Annotated in this window: 26 protein-coding genes and 1 pseudogene; 8 read left to right on the top strand and 19 right to left on the bottom strand. The window is 65.8% G+C overall.

Features of this window, described 5'->3' with window-relative positions; all coding sequences use genetic code 11:
* The first annotated feature begins 235 nt into the window (after nucleotides 1–235).
* Nucleotides 236–1,414 (top strand): redox-regulated ATPase YchF, encoded by a 1,179-nt coding sequence (locus tag MU558_RS17480; protein WP_246969970.1) that lies wholly within the window; start codon nucleotides 236–238, stop codon nucleotides 1,412–1,414.
* Between the two features lie 21 nt (nucleotides 1,415–1,435).
* On the opposite strand, the gene MU558_RS17485 is transcribed toward MU558_RS17480, so the two are convergent.
* The 11 genes and pseudogenes from MU558_RS17485 to MU558_RS17535 all read right to left on the bottom strand — a co-directional run bounded on the left by MU558_RS17485 (nucleotide 1,436) and on the right by MU558_RS17535 (nucleotide 10,016).
* The gene (locus MU558_RS17485; protein WP_246969973.1) at nucleotides 1,436–1,576 is read right to left on the bottom strand and encodes a hypothetical protein; all 141 of its coding nucleotides are present in this window, start codon (nucleotides 1,574–1,576) and stop codon (nucleotides 1,436–1,438) included.
* 25 nt (nucleotides 1,577–1,601) lie between these two features.
* Nucleotides 1,602–2,090, bottom strand: coding sequence for a type II toxin-antitoxin system death-on-curing family toxin (locus tag MU558_RS17490; protein WP_246969975.1), 489 nt, complete (start codon nucleotides 2,088–2,090; stop codon nucleotides 1,602–1,604).
* A gap of 139 nt (nucleotides 2,091–2,229) precedes the next feature.
* Nucleotides 2,230–2,370, bottom strand: coding sequence for a hypothetical protein (locus MU558_RS17495; protein WP_246969978.1), 141 nt, complete (start codon nucleotides 2,368–2,370; stop codon nucleotides 2,230–2,232).
* Nucleotides 2,371–2,416: 46 nt separating this feature from the next.
* A pseudogene (locus MU558_RS17500) lies at nucleotides 2,417–2,535 on the bottom strand (IS1595 family transposase); the annotation flags it as partial.
* A 61-nt stretch (nucleotides 2,536–2,596) separates the two neighbouring features.
* Nucleotides 2,597–3,925, bottom strand: a complete 1,329-nt coding sequence (locus MU558_RS17505; protein ID WP_246969980.1) for a hydroxyacid-oxoacid transhydrogenase — start codon at nucleotides 3,923–3,925, stop codon at nucleotides 2,597–2,599.
* A complete protein-coding gene (locus MU558_RS17510; RefSeq protein ID WP_246969983.1) occupies nucleotides 3,922–4,728 on the bottom strand; it encodes an N-acyl homoserine lactonase family protein in 807 nt (268 codons plus the stop codon). The genes MU558_RS17505 and MU558_RS17510 overlap by 4 nt, the downstream gene beginning before the upstream one ends.
* Nucleotides 4,729–4,857: 129 nt before the next feature.
* On the bottom strand, nucleotides 4,858–5,292 hold the full coding sequence (locus tag MU558_RS17515; protein WP_246969997.1) for a DUF5518 domain-containing protein: 435 nt from the start codon (nucleotides 5,290–5,292) through the stop codon (nucleotides 4,858–4,860).
* A 114-nt stretch (nucleotides 5,293–5,406) separates the two neighbouring features.
* Nucleotides 5,407–7,575 carry a copper-translocating P-type ATPase gene (locus MU558_RS17520; RefSeq protein ID WP_246970000.1) on the bottom strand — a complete coding sequence of 723 codons (2,169 nt, stop codon included), beginning with the start codon at nucleotides 7,573–7,575 and terminating at the stop codon, nucleotides 5,407–5,409.
* A 174-nt stretch (nucleotides 7,576–7,749) separates the two neighbouring features.
* Nucleotides 7,750–8,409: a thioredoxin domain-containing protein gene (locus MU558_RS17525; protein ID WP_246970003.1), complete on the bottom strand. Its 660-nt coding sequence runs from the start codon at nucleotides 8,407–8,409 to the stop codon at nucleotides 7,750–7,752.
* Nucleotides 8,410–8,480: 71 nt separating this feature from the next.
* Nucleotides 8,481–9,332, bottom strand: coding sequence for a UbiA family prenyltransferase (locus tag MU558_RS17530; protein ID WP_246970006.1), 852 nt, complete (start codon nucleotides 9,330–9,332; stop codon nucleotides 8,481–8,483).
* Between the two features lie 120 nt (nucleotides 9,333–9,452).
* Entirely contained in the window at nucleotides 9,453–10,016 is a 564-nt protein-coding gene (locus MU558_RS17535) for a carboxymuconolactone decarboxylase family protein (RefSeq protein WP_246970020.1), read from the bottom strand.
* A 151-nt stretch (nucleotides 10,017–10,167) separates the two neighbouring features.
* Here MU558_RS17535 and MU558_RS17540 point away from each other — a divergent pair, with 151 nt between their 5' ends.
* Nucleotides 10,168–11,877, top strand: coding sequence for a thiamine pyrophosphate-binding protein (locus tag MU558_RS17540; RefSeq protein WP_246970023.1), 1,710 nt, complete (start codon nucleotides 10,168–10,170; stop codon nucleotides 11,875–11,877).
* Between the two features lie 24 nt (nucleotides 11,878–11,901).
* Here the strand turns inward: MU558_RS17540 and MU558_RS17545 are convergent, their stop codons facing one another.
* Both MU558_RS17545 and MU558_RS17550 read right to left on the bottom strand, forming a co-directional pair.
* Nucleotides 11,902–12,876, bottom strand: a complete 975-nt coding sequence (locus MU558_RS17545) for a DUF7972 family membrane protein (protein ID WP_246970026.1) — start codon at nucleotides 12,874–12,876, stop codon at nucleotides 11,902–11,904.
* Nucleotides 12,877–13,074: 198 nt separating this feature from the next.
* Nucleotides 13,075–14,499: an FAD-binding oxidoreductase gene (locus MU558_RS17550; protein ID WP_246970029.1), complete on the bottom strand. Its 1,425-nt coding sequence runs from the start codon at nucleotides 14,497–14,499 to the stop codon at nucleotides 13,075–13,077.
* An 83-nt stretch (nucleotides 14,500–14,582) separates the two neighbouring features.
* Here MU558_RS17550 and MU558_RS17555 point away from each other — a divergent pair, with 83 nt between their 5' ends.
* A complete protein-coding gene (locus MU558_RS17555) occupies nucleotides 14,583–14,873 on the top strand; it encodes a DUF8152 family protein (RefSeq protein WP_246970032.1) in 291 nt (96 codons plus the stop codon).
* Between the two features lie 10 nt (nucleotides 14,874–14,883).
* On the opposite strand, the gene MU558_RS17560 is transcribed toward MU558_RS17555, so the two are convergent.
* The gene (locus tag MU558_RS17560) at nucleotides 14,884–15,201 is read right to left on the bottom strand and encodes a DUF5789 family protein (protein WP_246970035.1); all 318 of its coding nucleotides are present in this window, start codon (nucleotides 15,199–15,201) and stop codon (nucleotides 14,884–14,886) included.
* 118 nt (nucleotides 15,202–15,319) lie between these two features.
* On the bottom strand, nucleotides 15,320–16,441 hold the full coding sequence (locus tag MU558_RS17565) for a pyridoxal phosphate-dependent aminotransferase (protein ID WP_246970038.1): 1,122 nt from the start codon (nucleotides 16,439–16,441) through the stop codon (nucleotides 15,320–15,322).
* Between the two features lie 131 nt (nucleotides 16,442–16,572).
* Between MU558_RS17565 and MU558_RS17570 the strand changes: the two genes are divergently transcribed.
* Both MU558_RS17570 and MU558_RS17575 read left to right on the top strand, forming a co-directional pair.
* Nucleotides 16,573–17,229, top strand: a complete 657-nt coding sequence (locus MU558_RS17570) for a DUF6517 family protein (protein WP_246970041.1) — start codon at nucleotides 16,573–16,575, stop codon at nucleotides 17,227–17,229.
* Between the two features lie 178 nt (nucleotides 17,230–17,407).
* Complete coding sequence (locus tag MU558_RS17575) at nucleotides 17,408–18,067, top strand: helix-turn-helix domain-containing protein (RefSeq protein ID WP_246970044.1); 660 nt, start codon at nucleotides 17,408–17,410, stop codon at nucleotides 18,065–18,067.
* A gap of 421 nt (nucleotides 18,068–18,488) precedes the next feature.
* Here MU558_RS17575 and MU558_RS17580 read toward each other — a convergent pair whose 3' ends face one another.
* Together MU558_RS17580 and MU558_RS17585 are read right to left on the bottom strand one after the other, a co-directional pair.
* Nucleotides 18,489–19,352 (bottom strand): 2-oxoacid:ferredoxin oxidoreductase subunit beta, encoded by an 864-nt coding sequence (locus MU558_RS17580; RefSeq protein WP_246970046.1) that lies wholly within the window; start codon nucleotides 19,350–19,352, stop codon nucleotides 18,489–18,491.
* Nucleotides 19,349–21,103, bottom strand: coding sequence for a 2-oxoacid:acceptor oxidoreductase subunit alpha (locus MU558_RS17585; RefSeq protein ID WP_246970049.1), 1,755 nt, complete (start codon nucleotides 21,101–21,103; stop codon nucleotides 19,349–19,351). The genes MU558_RS17580 and MU558_RS17585 overlap by 4 nt, the downstream gene beginning before the upstream one ends.
* 162 nt (nucleotides 21,104–21,265) lie before the next feature.
* On the opposite strand from MU558_RS17585, the gene MU558_RS17590 reads away from it, so the two are divergent.
* The 3 genes from MU558_RS17590 to MU558_RS17600 are packed head-to-tail and all read left to right on the top strand — an operon-like array spanning nucleotide 21,266 to nucleotide 23,316.
* The gene (locus MU558_RS17590) at nucleotides 21,266–21,904 is read left to right on the top strand and encodes an FAD-dependent oxidoreductase (protein WP_246970064.1); all 639 of its coding nucleotides are present in this window, start codon (nucleotides 21,266–21,268) and stop codon (nucleotides 21,902–21,904) included.
* Between the two features lies 1 nt (nucleotide 21,905).
* Entirely contained in the window at nucleotides 21,906–22,730 is an 825-nt protein-coding gene (locus tag MU558_RS17595; protein WP_246970067.1) for an alpha/beta hydrolase, read from the top strand.
* Between the two features lie 37 nt (nucleotides 22,731–22,767).
* Nucleotides 22,768–23,316, top strand: coding sequence for an Ig-like domain-containing protein (locus MU558_RS17600; protein ID WP_246970070.1), 549 nt, complete (start codon nucleotides 22,768–22,770; stop codon nucleotides 23,314–23,316).
* 55 nt (nucleotides 23,317–23,371) lie between these two features.
* On the opposite strand, the gene mce is transcribed toward MU558_RS17600, so the two are convergent.
* Both mce and MU558_RS17610 read right to left on the bottom strand, forming a co-directional pair.
* The gene (gene mce / locus MU558_RS17605) at nucleotides 23,372–23,755 is read right to left on the bottom strand and encodes a methylmalonyl-CoA epimerase (protein ID WP_246970073.1); all 384 of its coding nucleotides are present in this window, start codon (nucleotides 23,753–23,755) and stop codon (nucleotides 23,372–23,374) included.
* An 83-nt stretch (nucleotides 23,756–23,838) separates the two neighbouring features.
* Entirely contained in the window at nucleotides 23,839–24,237 is a 399-nt protein-coding gene (locus tag MU558_RS17610; protein WP_246970076.1) for a hypothetical protein, read from the bottom strand.
* Nucleotides 24,238–24,347 lie beyond the last annotated feature (110 nt).

Raw genomic sequence — 24,347 nt, forward strand, 5'->3', positions numbered from 1 at the left:
GAGTGCGCCGCCGGAAGTCGCCTCCGCGGCGACGTCGAGGGCAACCTGCGCGTTGAAGACCCTCTCGGTCGGCGCTTCGTCGCCGAGTTCCTCGCGCTCGGCGACGCGTCGACGAACCCGTCGAAGCCGACGAGTTCGGACCCTTCAGACGAGAGCGACGGCGCAGCCGGGCGAGGTGCCCGTGGATACCCGGGGAATCGAAAGACAGTTTTCCCGCACGAGGCTACCTCGTGGCATGCTCTCGATCGCGCTTGCCGGAAAACCGAACGCCGGCAAGTCAACGTTCTACACCGCGGCGACGATGGCGGAGGTAGACGTCGCCAACTACCCCTTCACCACCATCGACGCCAACCGCGGCGTGAGTCACGTCCGCACCGAGTGTCCCTGCCTCGAGCGCGACGAGCGGTGCAACAGCGAGAACTGCCGGGACGGCAAGCGGTACGTCCCGATCGAACTGCTCGACGTCGCCGGACTGGTGCCGGGCGCTCACGAGGGGAAAGGACTGGGCAACCAGTTTCTCGACGAACTCACCAACGCCGACGTCATCGTCAACGTGATCGACGCCTCCGGGGCGACGAACGAGAAGGGCGAACCCGTCGAGGTCGGCGAACACGACCCGCTCGAGGACATCGACTTCGTCGAGGAGGAGATGGACATGTGGCTGGCGGGCATCGTCGAGCGAAACTGGGAATCGGTCGAACGCAAGTCGCGCTCGCCGGATTTCGACATCGACGACGCGCTCGCGGACATGCTCTCGGGCTTCGGTGCCTCGCCGGCCCAGATCGCGATCGTCCTGCGGGACCTCGAGTACCCCGACGACCCCATCCAGTGGGACGACGAACACCGCGAGGCGCTCGCCCGCGACGTCCGCCAGCGGACCAAACCGATCGTCGTCGCGGCGAACAAGATCGACGTCGCCCCCGAGGAGAACGTCGAACGGCTGCTCGAGCTCGACAAACCCGTGATCCCGACCACGGCCGAGGGCGAACTCGCACTCCGTCGGGCGGCCGAGAACGGCCTCGTCGACTACGACCCGGGCGACGAGTCGATGGAGATCAAAGGCGAGGTGAGCGACGCCCAGCGCGAGGCCCTGGAGGGACTCGGCGAGACGATGGAACGGTGGGACGGCACCGGCGTCCAGGACGCGCTCGACTACGCCGTCTACGACCTGCTCGATCACGTCACCGCCTACCCCGTCGAGGACGCCTCGAAGTGGTCCGACGGCAGCGGCAACGTGCTGCCAGACGCCTTCCTCCTGCCGCGGGGATCGACGCCCGTCGACCTCGCCTACGCCGTCCACTCCGACATCGGCGACGGCTACCTCCACGCCGTCGACGCCAGGTCCGCTCGCGAAGTGAGCGAGAGCTACGAACTCGAGGAGGGAGACGTGATCAAGATTGTGAGTACGAACTGATAAAACAGGAGTCGTAGTGCGTTACTCGTTTTCGAGCGCGTCGTAGATGTCCCGATTCGCGTCCCGGTCAGCTGCTGCTACCCGCCGGACGATCTCACCTCGGATATCCTCCATCACTTCATCGAGGGGGGTCTCGGACTCCGAACTTTCCTTGGTCGCCATAGTTGCTGTATCGTCGCGATTGCGGTTAATCGTTCGGGTTAGACGAGTCGCCGGTTAGTTCGTCCAGTCCGTACCGGATGAGGTCGTCCCGCCACTGTTCAATCTCACCTGCGAGGTCGATTTCTTCGGTGTGGTATCGAAAGTATTCGAGGGTTTCCGTTTCGTCAACAGTTGCCTGATCCGTGCCGAACTGCTTGAGGATCGTCCTGATTTCGTCGTCGTACGTGAACCGATACCCGTTGAGGAAATAGAATACGACCGTCGTGTTGAGCGCGGTGCGTTTGTTTGCATCGACGAACGGATGATTTGCAACCAGCAGTCGGAGGAGGTGAAACGCTTTCTCGTGAATCGTTTCGGGTACCGTCCCGAAATTCCCGCTCTCGATATAGTTCAGGGCAAACTCGATATCTCCACGATTCTGGACGCCAGAGTGCGTGTCAGAGTACTCTGAGACGATGTCGTCGTGGATGGCGAGAACATCGCCCACTGACGGATACCAGAACGAGTCTGCCATTCGTTCGTTTACTCAGACTGCACCCGAGGTAATCCTTGCTATTGCAGCTCACGGAGTCTGGCCGTATTTATCCGTTGTGTACTCAGAAGTACTGATCAAGATCGTGAGTACGAACTGACAAGGGTGGAACCGGAGCCTGCTACTCGTTTTCGAGCGCGTCGTAGATATCTCGATTCGCATCTCGGTCAGCCGCTGCCACCCGCTGGACGAGTTCTCGTCGGACGTCGTCCATCACTTCATCGAGCGGGGAACCGGACGCTGAACCGTCCTCGGTCGCCATACGTGGAGTATCGTCCCGACTGCGGTGGATCGTTCTTGGCCGCGAAGACGATGTAGAACATCTCTTCGAGCTCGAAGCGACGCTGACCGAAGATCGTGTTCGTGAGGCCGCTGGAATCGGTCTCACACGCCTCGTACCAGTACCGTTGGCGTCTTTACCGGTCGTCTCGAGGCAGCACACCTTCGGCGTGGTCAACGCGACCGAACGGTCGTCCAGTCGCGACCGTTCAGTCCTTGTTCTCGGGCACCCAGTTGTGGAGCGAATCGCGGAAGATTTCCGCCACGTCCTCTTTCGTGACCGGACGCGGATTACAGCGAAGCAGCCGCTGCTGGTTCTCGACCGTCTGCGTGGCGAGCCAGTCGATCTCCTCTTCCGAAACGTCGGCGAGTTCGGCCAGCCCACTCGGAAGAACGTTCAGGTCCCGTTGCAGGTGGACGAACTCCTTTCTGGCCTCGTCGGCCGCCTCGCGAGTGCTCTTGCCCGACGTATCCGCTCCGAGCAACTCCGCGACCTCGACGAATCGTTCGGGGTCGCTGGCGACGTTGTAGCCGAGCGTGCTCGCCGGAGTGAGGGCCGCGATGGTCTGGCCGTGGTAGGTGTGATAGCGATTCCCGACGGGGTAGGCCATCGCGTGACAGAGGCTCGCGCCTGCGGTTAGCCCCGATATGGCCCCGAACAGCGCTCCCTTGAGCATGTTCGCCCGTGCCTCGAGGTCGTCGCCGTTGTTGACGACCCGGCGGACGTTCCCGGAGAGCAATCGGATCGCCTTCCGGGAGAACATCTCGGTGAGATCGGTTCGGCCGGCGTACACCGGTCGCTCGCGCGGGTCGGTCGCCCGCAGAAGGTCGTCGAAGCGATGGGTGGTGTAGCCCTCGATCGCGTGACCGAGGGCGTCCATCGCCGTCTCCGCGGTCAGGTCCGGCGGCAGCGTCGTCGTGAACGTCGGGTCGAGGACCGCCGCGTCCGCGCGGACGTAGTTGCTCGAGATGCCCTCCTTGGTCTCTTTCTCCTCGACTGCGAAGATGGCCACCGGCGAGATCTCGGAGCCAGTGCCGGCCGTCGTCGGCATGAGGATCAGCGGCGGGCCGGCCTCGGTCAACGCCTCGCCCTCTCCGGTGGGTTCGGCGATGTAATCGAGCACCTCGCCGCCGTTGGCGATGATCGCCCGGGTCCCCTTCGCGATGTCGAGACAGCTCCCGCCGCCGAAGCCGACGTAGAAGTCGTAGCCCGCCTCGCCCTCGTTCTCGCGGACGAACGAGAGACACTCGTCGACGACCGCAGTCGAGGGCTCGCGCTCTGCGCCGTCCCAGACGGTGACGTCGTAGTCGGCCTCCTCGAGGTGCGCTTCGATGCGGTCGACGTGGCCGAGTTCGACGAGGTCCTCGTCGGTGACGAGCAGGCCGTGGGAACCCTCCTCGACCCCGAGGTCCTCGAGCTGGTAGCCCAGCTCTTCGACGGCGTGAGGACCGAAGCGAATCTGTGGCATCTGGATGTTCCAGACGGTTTCGGGCGTCAACGCGTGGGACTCAGCCGAGACGGATCGCTCGTAGCTCACTGCCCCCACCCCTCGCGAATCTCCTCGAACTGGTCGGCGTCGTGGCCCAGCACGACCTCGGCGTCGTGGCGCCGTTCGAGCGAGCGAATCAGCTCGAGGCTCTCGCGCCACTGAGTCTTGTCCCACACCAGCGGTCCACCGAGAGGGATCCCCTCCTCGTAGTTCGGCATCTGATAGAGCTGGTCGCCGGCGAAGACGATCGTTCCCTCGTCGTCGAGATGGATCATCGTCCCCGTGAGCCCCGGTGTGTGACCCGGGAGGTGGACGAACTCCACGTCCTCGAAGTGCCGTTCGCGGTCGCGATGGAGGACGTGCCAGTTGAGGTCGTGATCGAAGTCTTCGAGGACGTAGGCGGCGCTCCCCTCGTCGCTCTTGGCGCTGTAGTAGGCGAACTTGAGCTCCTCTTCATGGACGAACACCGGAACGTCGGTGCCGTCGAAGAACTCGAGGCCGCCGGCGTGGTCGAGGTGGAGGTGCGTCTGGAAGACGTAGTCGATGTCCTCGATTCCGTAGCCCGCTCGCTCGAGGTCGTCGTCGAGGCGGTGCTCGTGGGCGTCGTGCGGGTAAAAGGCCTGGTAGAGCCCCTCTGGCCAGTGTCCCTCGAGGGCGTCGTGGTGGGAGCCAGTGTCCCAGAGAATCGTCCCCTCCGGATGGTCGATGACGAGACTCCAGACGGGAATCTCGCCGTAGTCGACGTCGGGATTCCGTTCGTCGTGCGTCCCCAGAACCTTCCCCTCGACCATGTAATTCTGGTCGCATTTCAGTCCACCGCGATACAGAACGTCGATAGTTGCGTCTACCATCGGTCGAACCTCGAAGGAGTGCCTACACCATTCTCCGTGAAAAGTATTTGCGTGTTGTTAACATGCATATTCTCGGCCGGTGAGAGCTACGAACTCGAGGAGGGGACGGCACTAACTGATCGACCCGTGTTAATTACTGGCGTGTCGAATACGAGGACCGTTCGCGACGATCCACTCGGCGACGATCGCACCGGCCATCGCGACCAGGAGGGAGAGTCCAACACCGACGGCGGCAACGACAGGTGTGAGGGCGGTAACCACGACGGTGATCTCCAGAGACAAAGTCCGCACGATGGACGTCAGATAAGACAGTTGCCACAGGACGACTCCGATAGACGCCACAGCGCCCGCTCGTCTGCCAGCGCGGCGACTCGCCGTCGGCCGTTTGCTGTAGACGTATCCGACGACCAGGCCGGCGAACAGGAGGGGTGCCCCCGCGATGGCGTGCGGTTCTGACTCACCGGAGAGGACGACAGTAAACGGGATCGAAGCGAGGCCGACGAGGGTTGCAACTCGCAACGACTCGTCAGTCAGGTCGTCCCAGCGTCGCTGGAGTGTGGGCATCGTGATTATCGAACACTTGTTATAGCACTGTAACACTTTGCACCGACGGCGCATACGCCGGTGTTTCGCCACTCGGTCGACGACGATTCGCCGCCGGCTCACCGTGGTAGCCAGTCAGCTCCCCGTCGGCCGGGACTCTCGAGTCACGGCGACGCCGGGGAGGCTCGGCAACGAGAGGTCGACGCGACGGAGGAACTGCGCGTTGATCGCGACGATGACCGTGCTGAGCGACATCAACAGCGCCCCCACCGCCGGCGACAGCAGGATGCCCACGGGTGCCAGAACGCCCGCAGCAAGGGGGATCGCGAAGACGTTGTAGCCGGCGGCCCACACGAGGTTCTCCTGCATCTTCCGGTAACTGGCCCGGCTGAGTTTGACCAGCCGGACGACGTCGAGCGGGTCGTTCTGGACGAGAATGACGTCGGCCGACTGGACGGCGACGTCCGTCCCGCTCCCGATGGCGATACCGACGTCGGCTCGAGTGAGAGCCGGCGCGTCGTTGACGCCGTCGCCGACCATCGCGACGAGTTTGCCCTCCTCCTGGAGACGGGTGATCTTCGTGTCCTTGTCCTCGGGCAGCACCTCGGCGAAGTACGTGCCGACGTCGAGTTCGTCGGCGACCGCGCGAGCGACGTCCTCGCTGTCGCCGGTGAGCATCGCCACCTCGACGCCCAGTTCCTGGAGGGCGGCGACCGCCCGACGGCTCTCGTCGCGGATCACGTCCGCGAGGGCGAACGCCGCGAGTACCTCGTCCTCGCGAACGAGGTAGACGACCGTCTGTGCGTTCTCGCCCGCGTCGTCGGCGAACGCCTCGATCCTCTCGGGTGGCTCGATCTCGAGCTGGGAGAGGAGGTTCGGACCGCCGACGTGGACGAGTTCGCCGTCGACTCGAGCGCGGACGCCCCGTCCTTTGATCGCCTCGAACGCGCGTGCGTCCGGCGTCGTCACGCCGCGGTCGCTGGCGGCGTCGCGGATCGCCTGCGCGATCATGTGTTCGGAGTCGCCCTCGACGGCCGCGGCCAGTGCCAGGGCCTCCTCCTCGTCGACGTCCTCGACGGTCGCGACGCCGACGACACCCTGCTCGCCTTTCGTGAGCGTCCCGGTCTTGTCGAAGACGATCGTGTCGAGTTCGCGGGCCTGCTCCATCGCGATGCGGTCCCTGACGAGCATTCCGTTTCGCGCCGCCAGCGAGGTGTTGATGGCGACGACCAGCGGGATCGCGAGTCCGAGCGCGTGCGGGCAGGCGATCACGAGGACCGTCACCACCCGCTCGACGACTCGAGCGTCGAACGCGACCGCGACGGACCAGACGACGGCGGTGACGGCCGCGGCGGCGACCGCGACGTAGAACAGCCAGCCGGCGGCCCGATCGGCGAGCACCTGCGTCTGGGACTCGCTCTGCTGGGCCTCCTCGACCAGTCGCATGATGCCCGCGAGCGTCGTCTCCTCGCCGGTCGCCTCGATCCGCACCCGGAGGCTGCCATCGCCGTTTACGGTACCACCGATGACCTCGTCACCGGGGTCTTTCGAGACCGGCTTCGACTCGCCGGTGATCATCGCCTCGTTCACGTCGGAGTCGCCCTCCTCGACGACGCCGTCGGCCGGCACGTTCGCACCCGGCCGGACGAGGACGAGGTCGCCCTCGGAGAGGTCGTCCACCGGCACCTCCTCGGTGTCCCCATCCTCGGTAATTCGCTCGGCCGTGTCGGGCAGAAGCTGGGCGAGTTCGTCGAGCGCGCTCGAGGCCCGGCGAACGCTTCGCATCTCGATCCAGTGGCCGAGCAGCATGACGTCGACGAGTGTCACGAGTTCCCAGAAGAACGTCGACGCCGTCGGCACCACGACGCTCGCCAGACTGTAGACGAAGGCGACGGTGATCGCCATCGAGATGAGCGTCATCATTCCCGGTGATCGTTCCCGGAGTTCCGGGACGGCCATCTCGAGGAAGGGCACGCCACCGTACGCGAAGACGAGCACCGCGAAGACCGGGTTGATCCACTCGCTGCCGGGAAACGTCGGGACCGAAAAGCCGAGCCACGCCTGGAGCGTCTCGCTGTAGAGGAGTACCGGGATCGAGAGCGCCGTCGAGACGAAGAATCGTCGACGGAACAGCTCTTCGTGTCCGGCGTGCATCCCACCGTGGTCGTGTCCCCCGTCCTCGTGGTCTCCCTGTCCCTGGTGTTCGGCGTGTGCCGCGGCCTCATCGGCGTCGGCCTCGTCCTCGAGGAGCGACTCCGCTACCCGCGGTTCCTCCCGTTCGTCCGAACGGCGGTGCTCGTCCATGGTGACGTCCCCTTACAGCGAGGTACGGTAGCAGGGCTGATGGGTGTACCGTGTCGGCCGACGGGCGTCTACGTTGTGCCTTCGAATTCCTGGGTGGCGGTCGAATACCGAGATGCGAGAACAGAAGCCGGTGATCGAGCTATCGAGGGGACGACCGCCGACCACTCGCCGCGGTCACTCGCCGGCTCCGTCGACCGCCGCCCGGAGATCCTCGACCGACGGATTGACCAGCATCTCGCCGTCGACGAACACGGTCGGGGTCCCTTCGACGCCGCGGTCGAGTCCTTCCTGGCGGTCGTCGCTGATGACCTCGCAGAACGGCTGGTCCTCGGCGGCCGAAACGACGTCCTCGCGCGGGGCGTCGACGTCGTCGGCGGCGTCGCCGAACAGATCCGTCCCGAGATTCTGCTGGTTCTGGTACAGCCTCGAGGTGTACTCGAAAAACGTCGCGTCGTCGACGTGGTACTGGACGGCTCGAGCGGCGTTCGCGGCCGGTCGCGCCCACTCCTCGCTGACGGGGATCGGGAAGTCCCTGTGGACGTAGCGGACGCGCCCGTCGGCGATGTCGTCCTCGAGCGTCGGTGCCTTCTCGAGTGCGAACGTCGCACAGTGGGGACACGAGAAGTCGCTGTAGACAGTCACGGTGACGGGGGCGTCCGAATCGCCTCTGGCGGGCGACTCGAGGTCGGTGATCTGCTCGCCGCTACAGTCGCCGTCGCCGCTGTTCCCCCCGCCCAGACAGCCGGCGACGGCACCGACCGCACCCGCCGACGCAGCCGCGAGCAGCGCCCGGCGCGACGTCACGGGGACGTTCGGCCGACGCGATCCGTCCACACTGCCAGTCGATGTTCGCTCCATGCAGGTCGTTTCCGCGGGACGCTCAAGGCGTCTTCGATCACGGTCGTCTAGCTGAACGGCCGGAACCACGCGGCGGCGATGAGTACGGCCAGAAAGAGGTACGAGCCGCGAACCAGCAGCATCGTCGCGAGTTTCGGTCCCGCCCGACGGGCCACGAGGGCGACGGCGGCGAAGGGAACCGACGCGAGGGCACTCGAGGGCGGGAAGACGCCCACGGCGGCGAAGCCGACGACCGCGAGGAGGGCGACGACCATCAACCCGTACGCGACGGTGTGGGCGCGATCGGGGCCGACCGCGACGGCGACCGTCCGCTTTGCGATCGAGCGGTCGTACTCGTAGTCCTGGGCGTCGTCGATCACCTTCACGCCCGAGAGCAAGACGAGAAAGACGAGCGCGAAGCCAAGCGGAACCGGCTCGATCGCGCCGGCCTGGACGTAGAAGCCGCCCAGCAGGGACAGTGCGATCCCCAGCGGGTAGCCCGTCGTCGCCGTCACGGGGTTCGTGTCCAGCTGTGGCGCGTGGTGGTAGGCGATCAGCCACGTCGGAACGACCAGCGCGACGGCGATCGGATCGACGAGGACGAACAGCAGACCACAGCAGACGGCGAACACCGCTGTCGAGAGCGCCAGTCCGAGGCGACAGCCCCGCTCGGTCAGCGGGTGGTCGTCGTCCTCGCCGCGGACGTAGAAGTCGACGTAGCCGTCCTTGACGTGGGCCGTGTACACCGCCGCGAACATCGCGACGACGTGGATCGCGGCGAGTACGGGATCGACTCCGCTCGCGAGGATCGCCCCGAACAGCGACGCCGCGAGCGGCGGCAACATGAACACTGGATGGACCTGCGAGAGATACGCTCGCAGCGTCGCATCGAGACCCGACCCTGCTCTCGCCAGTGCCATGGCCCTAGTGATGGCCTACTGAAACATAATACCGCGGGTGCGGGCGGGTTCGGTCCAGTCACCGCCGCTGCCGCCCGCTCGCCTCGTGGGCGTCGAGAACCGACGCGTCGGTCTCGGCGGCTAACAGAGCGGGCAGCGGCGCTCGAGCGAGGAACGGGTCCGCTCGAGTCGCGTTCGGAGGCTACGTCCGAACGACGACAGCGACGCCCGTACTGCGTCGTACGTGTTCCCAAGGAGGTTCCCGAAGTAGATCGCGCGAACGTACGCCAGCACGTCCTCGCCTGTCTGCCGGCCGTAGACGGCGTACAGTTCCTCGAGGGCGGCCTCGTCTGGGTCGGCGTTCGACTCGGCGTAGTGCTGGGCGAACTGGAGTGCGGGCAGTTCGTCGTCGTCGACCGCCGTCTCGACGTCGTTCTCGAGAATCTGCCTGACCGTCTCGCGGGAAACGTCGGCGTCGGCGGCGAGGTCCGTGTGATAGCGCGCACAGTAGGGACACTCGTTGACTGCCGTGACTGCGAGCATGATCTTCTCGGCGAACGCGTCGCTGACTCGACCTGCCTTCTTCGCCCGGCGAACGCGTGGGAGGTTCCGGAGGAACTGTACCAGGTGTGGTCCGATCGTCCGCCAGGTGAACGTCGCCCCTCGAGATCGTTCGAACGCCATCGCTGGATCGTCTGCCGTCATTCGTCGTTCCTATCAGTGAATCGAATAAATATGTCTCGATCCCGACGCGGGACCCGACTCGAGTGTGACCAGACCCGATCGATCCGACTACGGCCGGCGCGTGAGGGCGAAGACAGGTGGATTCATGTCCCGTCCCGTGCCAGGGCATCGCATGACTGGCGAGTACACCGGCGCGGACCTGTTCGTCGACGCCCTCGAGTCCTACGGCGTCGAGTACGTCTTCGGCAACCCCGGCACGACCGAGCTTCCAGTGATGAACGCACTCGTCGAGAGCGACCTCGAGTACGTCCTCGGCCTCCACGAGGACGTCGCGGTCGGGATGGCGGCGGGCTACGCGAGCACGCGCCGGTACCACGCCGACGGCGCGACCGGGCCCGACGTAACCGAAACGAACCCCGTCGGCGTCGTCAACCTTCACCTCGCGCCGGGACTCGCGCACGGACTCGGCAACCTCTACGGGGCGATGGTCGCCGGCGCGCCGCTGGTCGTGACGGCGGGCAACCACAGCACCGACTTTCGCCACGAGGAGCCGATCCTCTCGGGCGACCTCGTCGACCTCGCGGAGCCGTTCACCAAGTGGAGCGACGAGGTGCTCGACGTCGACGCGCTCCCGACGATGCTCCGGCGGGCGTTCCGGGTCGCGCTGACGCCGCCGACCGGGCCGGTCTTCCTCGCGCTCCCGCTCGACGTCACGATGGCCGAGACCGACGCCGAACCCGAGCGGCTGGGATCGATTCCGACCGCCGGCAGCGGCGATCCGGCCGAACTCGAGCGCGCGGCCGACCGCCTCGCGGCGGCGGACAGTCCGGCCATGATCGTCGGCGACGGGGTCGCCAGGTCGGGCACCGGCGCGGTCGCGGCGGCGGTCGACCTCGCCGAGGCCGCGGGCCTGCGGGTCCACGGCGAGATCATGGCCAGCGAGGTGAACTTCCCGGCCGACCACGGCCTGTGGGTCTCGCACGTGCCGCCGGCGGAGGACCTGGCGTCGATGCTCGCGTCGACCGACACGCTCGTCTTCGTCGGGACCTCGACGCACACGACGCTCGTCCGCCACGAAGGCGACCTCGTCGATCCCGAGACGACGTGTATCCACCTCGGCGACGACGCGTGGGAACTCGGCAAGAACCAGCCCGCGGACGTGACCGTCCTCGGCGACCCGGGTGAGACCCTCGCCGACCTCGCCGATCGGGTTCGCGCCCGTCTCGACGACGAGACCCGCGAGCAGCGCCTCGAGTCGGTTCACGCGACCGCGGCGGCGCTCGAGGAGACGATCGAATCGATGGGCGAGAGCGACGCGCCGGCAGACGAGCGGCGGGCGTCGAAGGCGCGACTGGTCGACGAACTCCACGCGGTCGCGCCCGACGCCTACGTCGTCGACGAGGGCGTCACGGCGCGGTACGCGATGCTCACCCGGTGGCCCTTCGAAGCGGAGGGACTGATATCGAACAAGGGCGGCGGTCTGGGCTACGGGCTGCCGGCGGCCATCGGCGCGGCGATCGCCGAAGGCGACCGCGAGGACCCCCGGGACGTGATCGGCTTCGTCGGCGACGGCTCGTACCTCTACTACCCGAACGCGATCTACACGGCGGCCCGCTACGGCGTCGACCTCACCGTCGTGATTCCGGACAACCGCAACTACCGCATCCTCAAAGACAACACGGCGAAGCTGTTCGGCGGCGACGCCGAGGACTACGAGTACGTCGGGATGGACTTCGAGCCACCCGTCGACCTCGTCGCGAACGCGAAGAGCCACGGCGCGGACGCGGAACTCGTCGAGACGCCCGACGAGATCGGTCCCGCCGTCGAACGCGCACTCGAGAGCGACGGTCCGACGGTCCTCGACGTACTCGTCCACGACTGACTCGTCCCGGCGGACTCGAGCGGACTACGGCTGCTCCGATTCTAACGCCGTGAACGGAATGACCGCGGCGTTTCGTTCCGCGACCCACGCGAGTCGCAACACGAACGAGAAGAGCACTGCGAGCGGTGCGAATCCGGCGGCGACGGCGACTGGAACGAATAGCGCGAACGCTAATGGCGGAACGACCTCGGGGCCGACGTACATCGCGAGCGCGACGGCGACGACGAGTTCGGCGGGGACGCCGACGTAGAGGATCACGCGCGAGAGAAAAGAGAGTTCACGTTCGACGTAGACCGTTCGGAAGTAGTTTCGCGCGACGTCGACGTACAGCAGGTGCGTGGCGATCGAGTCGACGAGATCGCGCTCCGTCGCGGAGAGGTCGTCACGGAATTCGACCAGAAATCGGTCGAGTTTCTCGAGTTGCTCGGCGTGGTTCGTCCCGAGCGTGGCCACGATCGCGGTGAACTCCTCGCCGTCCGATCCGTCGAGTTCGGCCCCGACTTCGCGGACGTCCTGCCGAACGGACGTGGCGATGTTCTCGACTCGATCCGTCACTCGCTCGTTCCCGTGGTCGGCTACCGCCTCATCGAGCGCTTCAGCCTGGTCGCAGAGACTCTCGTGAAGGTCGAGCAGGAACGCGCCGGGTCGAACCGGGCTCACGTACCACTCCGCAGTCGCCTCGGCATCGGTCCGAAACTCCATGGCGTCTTCCATACGGTTTCGCAACTCCCCCGGCGAGCCCAGTTCTCGAGAGAGCACGAGTTGGTTGATCGAGATGACGACCGTGATGAGCGTCAGATTCCCGCCGAGAAGCGAGCTAAGCAGGAAATACATCGGATCTGCCGGTCGTCTCGGCAGGACGCCAGCGACGGTGAGTGTCCCCATCACCGCGAGGACGACGCCGACCACGACTCCAGCGATCCGGAGTCGCTTTCCGGAGATCACGAGCCAGAGGACCCCCCGATCCCACGGTCCCCGGTCGCTCCGCGTGGGTTCCATACGCCCGTCGTCAGCCTCCGGTGGAAATTATCTGCTGCTTGCCCACTGTGGTCTTTCTTGCAGCGCCGTCTTTTCACCGCCGCCTCGAGGCCTGTCCACGAGCGACGAGCGGCGAGATTCGACCGCCTGGCTTCCGAACGCGAAGGGAGAACCTGACGACGCCGACTACGGCGACTGGAGGAACGGGGAGGTCGCCGCCTACCGATCGGGCCGCTCGAGCCGTCCCCCGCCTTCCGTCTCCGGAAAGATCTTGCCCGGGTTCAGGGTGTCCGTCGGGTCGAGCGCCCGCTTGACCGCTCGCATCGCCTCGACGCTCCCCTCGCCGTGTTCGTCCTCGAGATAGCGCCGTTTGCCCTCGCCGACGCCGTGCTCGCCGGTGGCCGTCCCGCCGAGTTCGATCGCGCGACGAACGATTTGCGCGTAGACGTCCTCGCAGCGCTGGCGTTCGTCAGGGTCGTCGCGGTCGACCAGGATCGTGTAGTGGAGGTTACCGTCGCCCGCGTGGCCGAAACAGGGAATCTCGAGGTCGTACTCGGTCTCGAGGTCTTTCGCGTAGCGGACGATCTCGGGGTAGGCGCTGATCGGCACCGTCACGTCGCCGGGGTGGACGGGTTCGCGATCGGGGTCGTACGCGGCGACGGCGGGAGCGAGTTCCCGCCTGACGTGCCACAGTTCGTCCATCTCTGCCTCGTCGGTGGCCATCTCGAAGCGCGCGACGTCGTGGGCCTCGAAGATCGTCCGACAGAGGTCGATCTCCTCCTCGATGCCGTGGTTCGCGTGGAACTCGAGGAAGACCATGGGCGCGTCGGGCAGGTCCGTCCCGAAGTAGTCGTTGGCCATCCGCGCGCTCGGTTCGTCGACGAGTTCGATCCTGGCGACCGCCACCTCCGTGCGGACGGTCTCGAGGACGGCCTCCGCCGCGTCGTCGAGGTCGTCGAAGATGGCCCGGCCGCCGCGGATCTGTGCCGGCCGGCCGGCGAGTTCGAGCGTCGCCTCCGTGATCACCGCGAGGGTCCCCTCGCTGCCCACGAGGAGGTCTTTCAGGTTGTACCCACTCGAGGTCTTGGCTGCCCGCGAACCGGCCTCGATCACCGTGCCGTCGGCGAGCACCGCCTCGACGCGGCGGACCCAGTCTGCGACCTCGCCGTATCGCACCGTCTGCATGCCGCTGGCGTCGGTGGCGATCATCCCGCCGACCGTCGAGATGTTCCCCGAAGACGGTAACGGCGGGAAGAAGAGGCCGTCGGCCGCAACGTACTCGTCGACGGCGGTGCCGATGATCCCCGGCCCGACGTCGATCAGGAAGTCCTCGGGCCGGTAGTCGCGAACGTCGTCCATCCGGGTCAGGTCGAGGCTGATCCCGCCGTGGGCGGGGACGGCGTTGCCCTCGAGTCCGGATCCGGCGGCGTACGGCGTCACGGGGACGCCGCGGTCGGTCGCGGCGGCGAGCACCGTCGAGACGTCGGCGGTCGATTCCGGCCAGACGACGGCGTCGGGCAGGACGGCCCGTCCGGAGTGCTGTGCGCCCCAGTCTGCCGCGTGTGTCTCTCGCCGTCCCTCGTCGAACGACACCTGATCGTCGTCGAGAGGAAGATCCTCGAGAAACGTACAGTCGACGGACATACCGGAACGTAGACCGGGATCCGTATCAAGGTTCACGTCTACCCACCGCAACGACCACCTCCTTCGCGCGCCTACGAACTGCCGTGACCGACGACGACACCGACCGCTCGCTCGAGGAACGGACTGAAGCGCTCTGCCGTCATCTCGAGGCGACCGCCGAACTCCCGATCGATCCCCGGACGAACCGCTGGCTCGGCGAGGCCGAAGCCGTCGCGCGCGACGCCGCGACGAGCGACCTCGACGAGGCGACGACGAAAAAGCGCGTCGACCAGGTCGCACACCTGCTCGAGTCGGCCGACGAGACCGGCCACGACGAGGTGGACGAACACCTCGAGGCGGCGCGGGCGCTGTGTGCGCACATTCTGGAGGAGTGATCGGCCGCCGTCAGAACGACAACTGCGCGTCCTCGCGTCGTTCGCCGTTCGCCGGCGGCGTCCGGTCGGAGTAGTACCGACGCCCGATCGCCTTGCTGTCGACGGCGTTGAAGATCGCCTCCCGTGTCTCCTCGACGGACTCGTAGGTCTCTTCGGGCAGCAAGCCGAGCATCTCGCGTAACGTCTCGGAGCCGTTCTGGAGTTCGACGGTATCCTCGCCACACTGCTCGAGGAGGTCTTCGGTCTCGATCGGGTACGTCTGTTCGCGCAGTTTCGTCTCGAGGTCGCCGAACTCGATGCCCAGTTCGCGGCTATGTGTATCTATCATGATCGATCGTCAAAGATCCTACGTCGTCGAAGAATATACCTCTGGGGGTGACACGGCCGGGCACCGAGCGGCGCGGCCCACCTCGAGTCGGCGACTGTCTCGACGTCGTGGAGCGAGACTACTGCACCGCCTGCGTCGCCTCGTCGATGATCTCGAGTGCTTCCTTCAGGTCTTCCATACCTGTCGCGTACGAAAGGCGGGCGTACCCCTCGCCGTTCGCGCCGAACGCTTCGCCGGGGACGACGACGACGTCCCGCGCGAGCACCTCGTCACACCAGCCCTCAGGAACCTTCGGCATCGCGTAGAACGCACCCTCCGGCGTCGGCACCTCGAGACCGGCGTCCTCGAGCCCGTCGAGGACGACGTCGCGACGCTTCTGGAAGGCGGCGACCATCTCGTCGACGGGCTCCTGGGGGCCCGACAGCGCCGCCTCGGCGGCGTACTGCGCCGGCGCGCTGGCACAGGCCTGGGCGTACTGGTGGACCCGCAGCATCCGTTCGATGCGGCGGTTCGAACCGATCACCCAGCCGAGTCGCCACCCGGTCATCGAGTAGGTCTTCGAGCAGGCACTGATGACGACGACGTTGTCCGTCTGGGCGAACGCCATCGGCGAGTGGTGCTCGCCGTCGAAGACGATGTGTTCGTACACCTCGTCGGAGACACAGAGCACGTCGTGTTCGTCCGCGATCCGGGCGAACTCCCGCATGTCTTCTTCGCTCTGGACGGCACCCGTCGGGTTCGCCGGGCTGTTGACGACGAACGCCGCCGTCTCGTCGGTGATCGCCTCCTCGACCGTCGCGGGGTCCATCGTCAGGTCCTCGCGAAGCCCCACCGGTTTCGGCGTCCCGCCCGCGATCCGGGTCAGCGCGTCGTAGGAGACGAAGCCCGGATCCGGGAAGATCACTTCCTCGCCGGGGTCGACGTGCGCCTCGAGTGCGATGTGCAAGGCTTCGCTACCGCCCGCAGTGGCGATGACGTCGCCGGGATCGACCTCGAGTCCGTAGTCGCGGTCGTACTTCGCCGAGATGGCCTCGCGAAGGCCGCGAGTACCCTTGTTCGACGTGTACGCGTCGGTCCGCCCGGATTCGATCGCCTCGATTGCGGCCCGACGGGCGTGTGCGGGCGTCGGAAAGTCCGGCTGGCCGATCCCGAGGTTGATCGCGTCTTCGCTCGCGGCTTCGAACACTTCGCGAATGCCGCTGATCGACACCTGCTCGATCCGATCTGAAAATTCCGCCATACCTGAACTCGTGGTGGCGACCCCGATAACTTTGCTGTGTTTCGATCGTGGATATCCGCGATCGTGACAGTGTTCTAATCATATTGTTAGGTTCGGAAAGAATATACCGCGGCCGGCTTATTACTCACGCAATGAGATCACGACGATCGCTACTCGCCGCCGGCGCGACCGGGGCACTCGCGCTTTCGGCGGGCTGTCTCGGTGTCGTCCTCGGGAACGAACCGCTCGAGTTTCACGCGTCTCGAGTCGCCCCGACCGAGGAGGTACTCTCGGAGACGGGGTACGAAGAGCACGAGTCGACGAACGAAACGTACCGCGAGGAAGTCGACGTCGGCGTCACGCGGGAGATTTCCGCCTCCTACTGGCGATCGATCTACACCAAAGCCGTCGAGATCCAGGGGACGGCTCAGGAGGCGGCCACCTTCGCCGCCGTCTCGGTACCCGGCATGGACGTCCTCGGGACGGACTACAACCCCCTCTCGGAACTGGACAACGAGGAACTGCTCGACCAGCTTCGCGAGCAGATCGACGGGACCTACGACGGGTTACGCGACGTCCGTCACGACGAGACGATCGAACTCGAGATCCTCGGCGAGACGAGAGACGTCGACCGCTTCCTCGCGACGACCGACCTCGAGGGCCAGGAGATCGAGGTCGCCGTCCTGCTCGCGGCGTTCGACCACGACGGCGACCTGCTCGTCCTCCTCGGCGGCCACCCGGAGATGCTCCCCGACGAGGGCGTCGACCTCGAGGTACTGATGGAGTCGATCGAGCACCCGCTCGAGTGAGACGGTCTGCTGTACCGATGTACCGGTGCAACCGCAGGGTGGTCGCGGTTGCACCGGAAATAACGTACCGTAGTCCGTATGATCGGTCGGACCGCGAAACGCCAGTGGGAACCGATCTCGTGACGCCTGTCCTCGAGTGACACTCGTCCTTATGTGGCTGGCCGGACATACCTCGAGTATGAGCGCCGAGTCGCGTCCGTCGACCGATTCTCGCCACGAGCCGACGCCGTTGCGCGCGATCCTCGAGGTCGAACTGCCCGAAAGCGTCCAGTGCCCGGTCGCCCGCGAGACCCCGAACGCGTCTGCGGTCTCGCAGACGATTACGGGCGGCGGCGACGGCGGCGGCCAGACGTGTCAGAACGAGGTTACCGTCGCCGACGGGACGACGACGCAAACGGAGTACGTCTCGACGTCGGTCGACGAGTCGTGTGCCTGTGCGGCGATCAGGCAGTTCGAGTGCGTCTTCGACCTCGAAGGCGTCCGGGACGGCGCACTGCGCGTCTCGCTCGTCGTCCCCGAACGGGCCCTCCTCGGTGACGTCGTCTCGGCACTTCGCGAGACGGGCGCGAGCGTCGACCTCAAGCGCATCTCCCGTCTCGGCGACGACGGCGGCAGCGTCGAACTCGACGCGACCGCGATCACCGAAAAGCAACGCGAGGCGGTCGAACTGGCGGTCGAACTTGGCTACTACGACCGGCCGCGCGAGACCGACCTCGAGGAACTCGCGGATCGACTCGGCGTCTCGCGGTCGGCGGTCTCACAGCGGCTCAACGCCGTCGAGTCGACGCTCGTGCAGTCGCTCGTCGCCGACCGCGGCGGTCGCGACGTCCAGACGTAGGCGGACGGGTCTGGCATCTGCTTGCGGCCAGTCACGTGCACTCGAGGAGAACGATCGTAGCCACTGAAAGTCATTGCATACCTGCCCACAGCGTGTAAATCGTTTCAGTTGTTAAGCAGCGTTCGAACGCACTGCTCGAGATTCACAGTGCCTCGAAAGAGGGGAGGGGAGAAACCACCACAGTGCCCGTCCGGCTGCCCACGCCGGACGGAATTCCGACCCTGATGCAGGTACGTTCCGTATCCGGTTGCCCGTGAGACCTGCAAGTAGTAGTAGCGACCGTTGCCGAGTGAGCGTTACGCTGTATATTGAACTGTTTTATATGGGGCCCACGAGCGGATGCTGGTGCAGCGTCGCTCGTCGGCGCAAAACTGCGAGAGATGACGGGTGAGAAAGAGAGGGTGAGAGAGACGACGGTTGCTCAGTAGAACTCGCGGACGAGATCCATCGCGTTCTCGGGTGCGCCGTCGGGAATCTCGGACATGTTGGCGTCGACACCGTGCTGTTCGCTGTAGGGCACGGAGTTTTCGTCTTTGTAGATGACGCCCTGATACTCCTTGTCGGCGTCGAGGATGACCTCCTTTGCGGCGTCGTAGTCGGTCGGGTCGTGGCCCTCTTCCTCGAGGTCGACCAGCGTGTCGCGGAAGTAGTCGTAGGTGTCGACGTCGTTGAACGTGACACACGGCGAGTAGACGTTCACGAAGCCAAAGCCATCGTGCTCGATTGCCTCCTGGATGATCTCCTGGTGGCGCAGCGCGTCGGAGCTAAAGGACTGGGCGATGAACGTCGCCCCGGCCGCGAGTGCGAGCGCGTGGGGGTTGACCGGGGGCTGTTTCGGACCTTCCGGGGTAGTCGAGGTTTCGAAGTCAGAACGCGAGGTCGGCGAGGCCTGCCCCTTCGTGAGGCCGTAGATGCGGTTGTCCATGACGACGTAGGTCATGTCGACGTTGCGTCGAACGGCGTGGATGAAGTGCCCCGAGCCGATCGAGTAGCCGTCGCCGTCGCCACCGGCGACCATGACCTCGAGGTCGGGTCGGGCAAGCTTGACGCCCGTGCCAACTGGCAGAGCGCGACCGTGGACCCCGTGCAGCGCGTAGCTGTGCATGTAGGTCCCGATCTTCCCCGAGCAGCCGATCCCGGCGACGACGAACGTGTTGTCGGGATCGTTGCCGGTTTCGGCGAGGGCTTTCATCATGCCGTTCATCGTGCCGAAGTCCCCACATCCGGGGCACCACGTCGGCTGCTTGTCGGACTTGAAGTCGGTGAATCGTACTTCCGAACTCATGCTGGAACCTCCTCCGTGAGTTTCTGCTTGATTTTCTCCGCGAGTTCGTCCGCCTTGAAGCGGACGCCGGTGTACTTGTTGATGCGCTTGACGCGGGTAAGCGTGTCGTGCTCGATCAGGTCGGCGAACTGGCCGGTGGCGTTACACTCGACGACGATCACGTCGTCTGCGGCTTCGATCTCCTCGCTCAGGTCGGGCCGCGGGAAGATGTAGGGTACGGAGAGGACGCGAACGTCGACGCCGTCTTCCTCGAGGTAGTCGAGGGCTTCGACCAGTGCGCCCTCGTTCGAGCCCCACGAGACGACGAGCGTGTCGGCGTCGGCGTCACCGAACTCGCGGTAGTCCCAGTCTTCGCGTTCTTTGGCGGTTTCGACCTTGCGGTTGCGCTTGTCGACCTGCTCGACGCGAACCTCCGTGTCCTCGGTTCGGCGGCCGAGCTCGTCGTGCTCGAGACCGGTGCTCATGTGTGCGCCGTCGGTCGTTCCCGGAATCGCACGCGGGCTGACGCCGTCGTCGGTCGCGGCGTGGGCGCGGAAACGACCCTGGTCGTCGAGCCACTCCTCGACTTCGTCTTCGTCGACGAGGTTGCCGCGGTCGATCTCGACGTCGTCCATGTCGAACGTCTCCGGCGGGAACGTCTGCTCGGTGACCGACATCGCCAGGTCGGAGACGAGGAACACCGGCGTCTGGTACTTCTCGGCGTAGTTGAACGCCTCGACGGTCTTCCAGAAACACTCGTCGATCGAGGTGGGGGTGACGACGAACCGTGGGACTTCGCCGTGGCCGCCGTACAGCGCCATGTTGAGGTCGCCCTGTTCCTGCTTCGTCGGCATCCCAGTCGAGGGGCCGGACCGCTGGACGTCACAGATGACAAGCGGCGTCTCGCTGGTCGCGACCAGGCCGAACGTCTCGGTCATGAGGTCGATCCCGGCACCCGAGGTCGCGGTCATCGAGCGAGCGCCGGCGCGTGCGGCACCGAGCGACATGTTGATCGCCGACAACTCGTCTTCGGCCTGGACGACGTGACCGCCGTACTCTTCGATACGCCCCGTCAGGTACTCCATGATTGACGTCGCGGGCGTGATCGGGTAACCGGCGTAGAACCGGCAGCCAGCGGCGAGTGCGCCCATCCCAATCGCCTCGTTGCCGTTGAGCAGGACGTAGTCGTTGTCCGTGGTCTCGAGGTTGTAGCCGAGGTGATCGAGGTCGTAGTTCTCCTGGACGTACTCCTGTCCGAGGCGTGCGGCCTTCTTGTTGTTCTCGACGATCTTCGATCCCTTGCCGCCAAAGCGCTTCTCGAGTGCTTCGTCCAGGTACTCGACGTCGAAGCCGGTGATCTCGCAGGCGGCACCGAGTGCGACGATGTTGCGCATGATCGCGCCACCCGCGTCTTCGGCCAGCGACTTCAGCGGAACGTCGACTGCAGTCATCTCGTCGGGAATCTCGGCCTCCCAGGAGCGTTCGCCGTCGTAGATGATGGCACTCCCGTCGTGAAGCTCGTCTAGATTCTCGTCGATAGTTCGCTGGGTCAACGCGACCAGAATGTCGAGTCGGTCGACGACGCTCTGGACCCTGTCGACGGACGTCCGAATCTTGTAGGCGGTGTAGCCGCCGCGAATTCGAGACGCGAAGTCTTTCGACGTGAATACGTGTCGTCCAGCCCTGCTAAGTGCCTGGGCGAAGATTTTCCCCGTGGAGTCGATGCCGTCGCCAGCCTCGCCTCCGACTGCCCAGTTAAGGTCCTCAGCCATATCGTGGCGAACTTGCCCGTGATAAATGAAAAGGCTTCTGAAAGCCCTTCTTACGGCCAGTATTTCTGACCGTATTTACAATAACTATAGTTAATAAAGGAGTTTGAAAGAGCACAGCTCCGAAAGGAACGCCTTTCAGGGCACCGGACGAACCCCCGCGACATGGACGGAACCGAAGTCACCGTCGAGACGGTTCGCGAGGTCGGTACGGATACGGTCGCACTCGAGTTGACCACACCCGAGGAGTTCGATGCGCTCCCCGGTCAGTTCGTCTTGCTCGGTGCCGAAGTCGACGGCGAGGAGGTGACGCGCCACTACACGCTCTCGTCGCCGTCGGTCGGGGAGGCGTTCGAGATCACGGTTGGCGTCGATCCGGAGGGCGACCTGTCGCCGTGGCTCGCCAGCCTCGAGGGCGGCGAGACGGTCGGGATCGAGGGGCCGTTCGGACGGATCACCTACGAGCGAGACGCCGACGTCGTCGCGGTCGCGGGCGGTCCCGGTGTCGGCCCCGCAGTGGCGATCGCGGAGGCTGCCCGCGAGGCCGGTTACGACGCCGCCGTCGTCTACCAGGACGACGAACCTGCCCATCGGACTCGACTCGAGGCCCTCGAGGACGCAGGCGCGGACGTCACCGTCGTCGACGAGGGCGACGACGAACGGCTCGCCGCCGCCGTCGGCGAGCGCCTCGAGGACGGCCAGTTCTACGTCTTCGGATTCAGCGACTTCGTCGAGGCCGTCGCCGACGCGATCGAGGAGGCAGGCGGCGACCCCGACGACGCGCTGATCGAGAACTTCGGGTGACGTGCCGTCCGTCGACACAGCAGTCGCCGCCGTTTTCCGCCGTCGACGAGCCGTCGCGCTCGCGATCGCCGTCCTCGTCGTCCTCGCCGTCGTCGGTGGCGTCGTCTACCTCGAGACGCCGTACCGCGGCGATCCCGACCGCCTCGAAGCGATCGACGCCCGCGAGGACGTCCGACTCGAGCGGGCGGGCGGGGACGTGATCCTCTCTGGCGGTCCAGTTACCGACGAGACGGTCGGGATCGTCGTCTACCCGGGGGCCAGGGTCGACCCCGAGAGCTACGCGTGGACGCTCGCCCCGGTCGTCGCCGAGCGCGACGTCGTGCTCGTCGTGCCCGAGATGCCGCTGAACCTCGCCGTCCTCGACGTCGACGCCGCCGACGAGACGATGGCCGACTATCCGAGCGTCGACCGCTGGATCGTCGGCGGGCACTCGCTGGGCGGTTCGATGGCCTGTCGATACGCCTCCGAGAACCCCGATCGGGCCGACGGTCTGCTCTTGCTCGCGGCGTACTGCGACGACGGCGACGACCTCCGGGGCAGCGGCATTCCCGTCCTCTCGGTGCAGGGGACCGCCGACGGCGTAATCGACCGCGAAACGGAGCGCGCGAACCGCGAACTGCTCGGTCAGAACACCTGGATCGTCGAAATCGCTGGCATGAACCACGCCCAGTTCGGCGCCTACGGCGACCAGGGCGGCGACGATCCCGCGACGATCGACGACCGAACGGCTCGAGACCGACTGACCGAGGCCGTCCTCGAGTGGCTCGACCGCTCGCCGCGAGCGGATGCGAACGTATCGGCGACCGAGACCGTCGTCACCGACTGAAAAATAACATTTACGTCTCGGTACTGTCGGCGTGAATATGAAACGCCGCAACCTGATCGCTCGCGTCGGCGGCGTCGTCGCACTCGGTGGACTCGCCGGCTGTCTCGGGGCGGTCGTCGACGCCGGATCGTCCGGGGACGACGCTGGACCGTCCGGGGACGACGCCGGATCGTCCGGGGACGACGCTGGACCGTCCGGGGATGGTGAGCGCGAGACGCCGCCCGAAGTCGACTCGAGCGACGACGACCCGATCGAACGCTACGAGGTCGGCGACGCCGGGGACGACCCACACGTCGCCACCATCTGGAACGCCGGCGACGGGGACCGCTCGCTCTCGCTGACGGTTCGTCGGGACGACGAGACCGCCCTCGAGAAGTCACTGGGCGTGCCGGCCGACGCCTACCTCGAGGTCGCCGTGGCCGCCGGGGGACGCCACGAGTTGGTCGTCGAGTCCGGCGGCTCGACCACGATGACGCAACTCGAGCGATCGCCGGCCGACTGCGGTCACGCGGAGACGGTGATCGTCCTCCGTGAGGACGGCCTCGAGTCGCACTCGCGGTCGAGAACGGGGACCGACTGTAACTGATACTGCCGGACGAACGGCAGTGAAAACGGGTGACGACTCGCGCCGCCACCGGTCGTCAGTGCTCGACGAACTCCACCAGGATGCCGCCCGTCGACTTCGGGTGCAAGAACGCGACGGTGTGGCCCCACGCGCCGGGACGGGGCTCCTCGTCGACCAGCTCGACGCCCAGCTCCCGTGCCCGCTCGAGTGCACCCTCGATGTCGTCGGTCGCCAGCGCGAGGTGGTGGATGCCGGGGCCGTTGTTCTCGAGGTACCGGGCGATGGTGCCGTCCTCGAGGGGCTCGAGCAGTTCGACGTAGCCGTTGCCGGTGTCGAGGAAGACGACGCGCATCCCATCGAACTCCTCCTCGTGGGCGATCTCGAGTTCGAAGAGGTCGGCGAACCGTTCGGCGAGTGTCGCCGCGTCGTCGGTCGCGACGCCTGCGTGATCGAAGTGCATCGGTTCGACGTGTGCGGCGCTGGGGCGTTATTCTTGTGCTCTTGGCTAGCGCCGTGCCCTGTACGGCTGCGTCGCTCCGTCGACTACCGGCGGTAATCGGGATCGACGCCTTCGATCAACCACTCCTCGGCGTGTTCCCGCCAGTTCGGCTCGTCACTCGCGTTGATGTACCGTTCCCAGTCGTAGATGCCGGATTCCTTGGCGAGACGCCGGAACTGCAGGGTTAACACCGCCGACTCGAGGACGACGGCAGACCGGATCATCCCCGTTTCCCTGTAGAGCTGCTGGCCCTCCCGCATCAGCTCCTGTTCGTCGTCGTCGAGCAACTGGAGCTCTCGCATGTCGACGAGTATGCCGAACTTCTCCGGCGACGACTCGAGTACCGAACGGGAATCCGTGATCCACTCCTGGAGTTCGGCCTCGTCCATATTCCCCGCGAACGTGATCTGATAGCCAAAGCGGGTTTGTTCGATGTTGTACATTGTTGTCGTAGTCTGGGAACGTTCGTGTAATTATGCTTGTGGCCACGGGCCACTCGCCGTCGCCCGCTTGCGTCGCTCGGAGTGACGTTCGCCGTCGCTCGGAGAGAAAA

It is taken from the genome of Natribaculum luteum (genome assembly GCF_023008545.1).
Classification (GTDB): domain Archaea; phylum Halobacteriota; class Halobacteria; order Halobacteriales; family Natrialbaceae; genus Natribaculum; species Natribaculum luteum.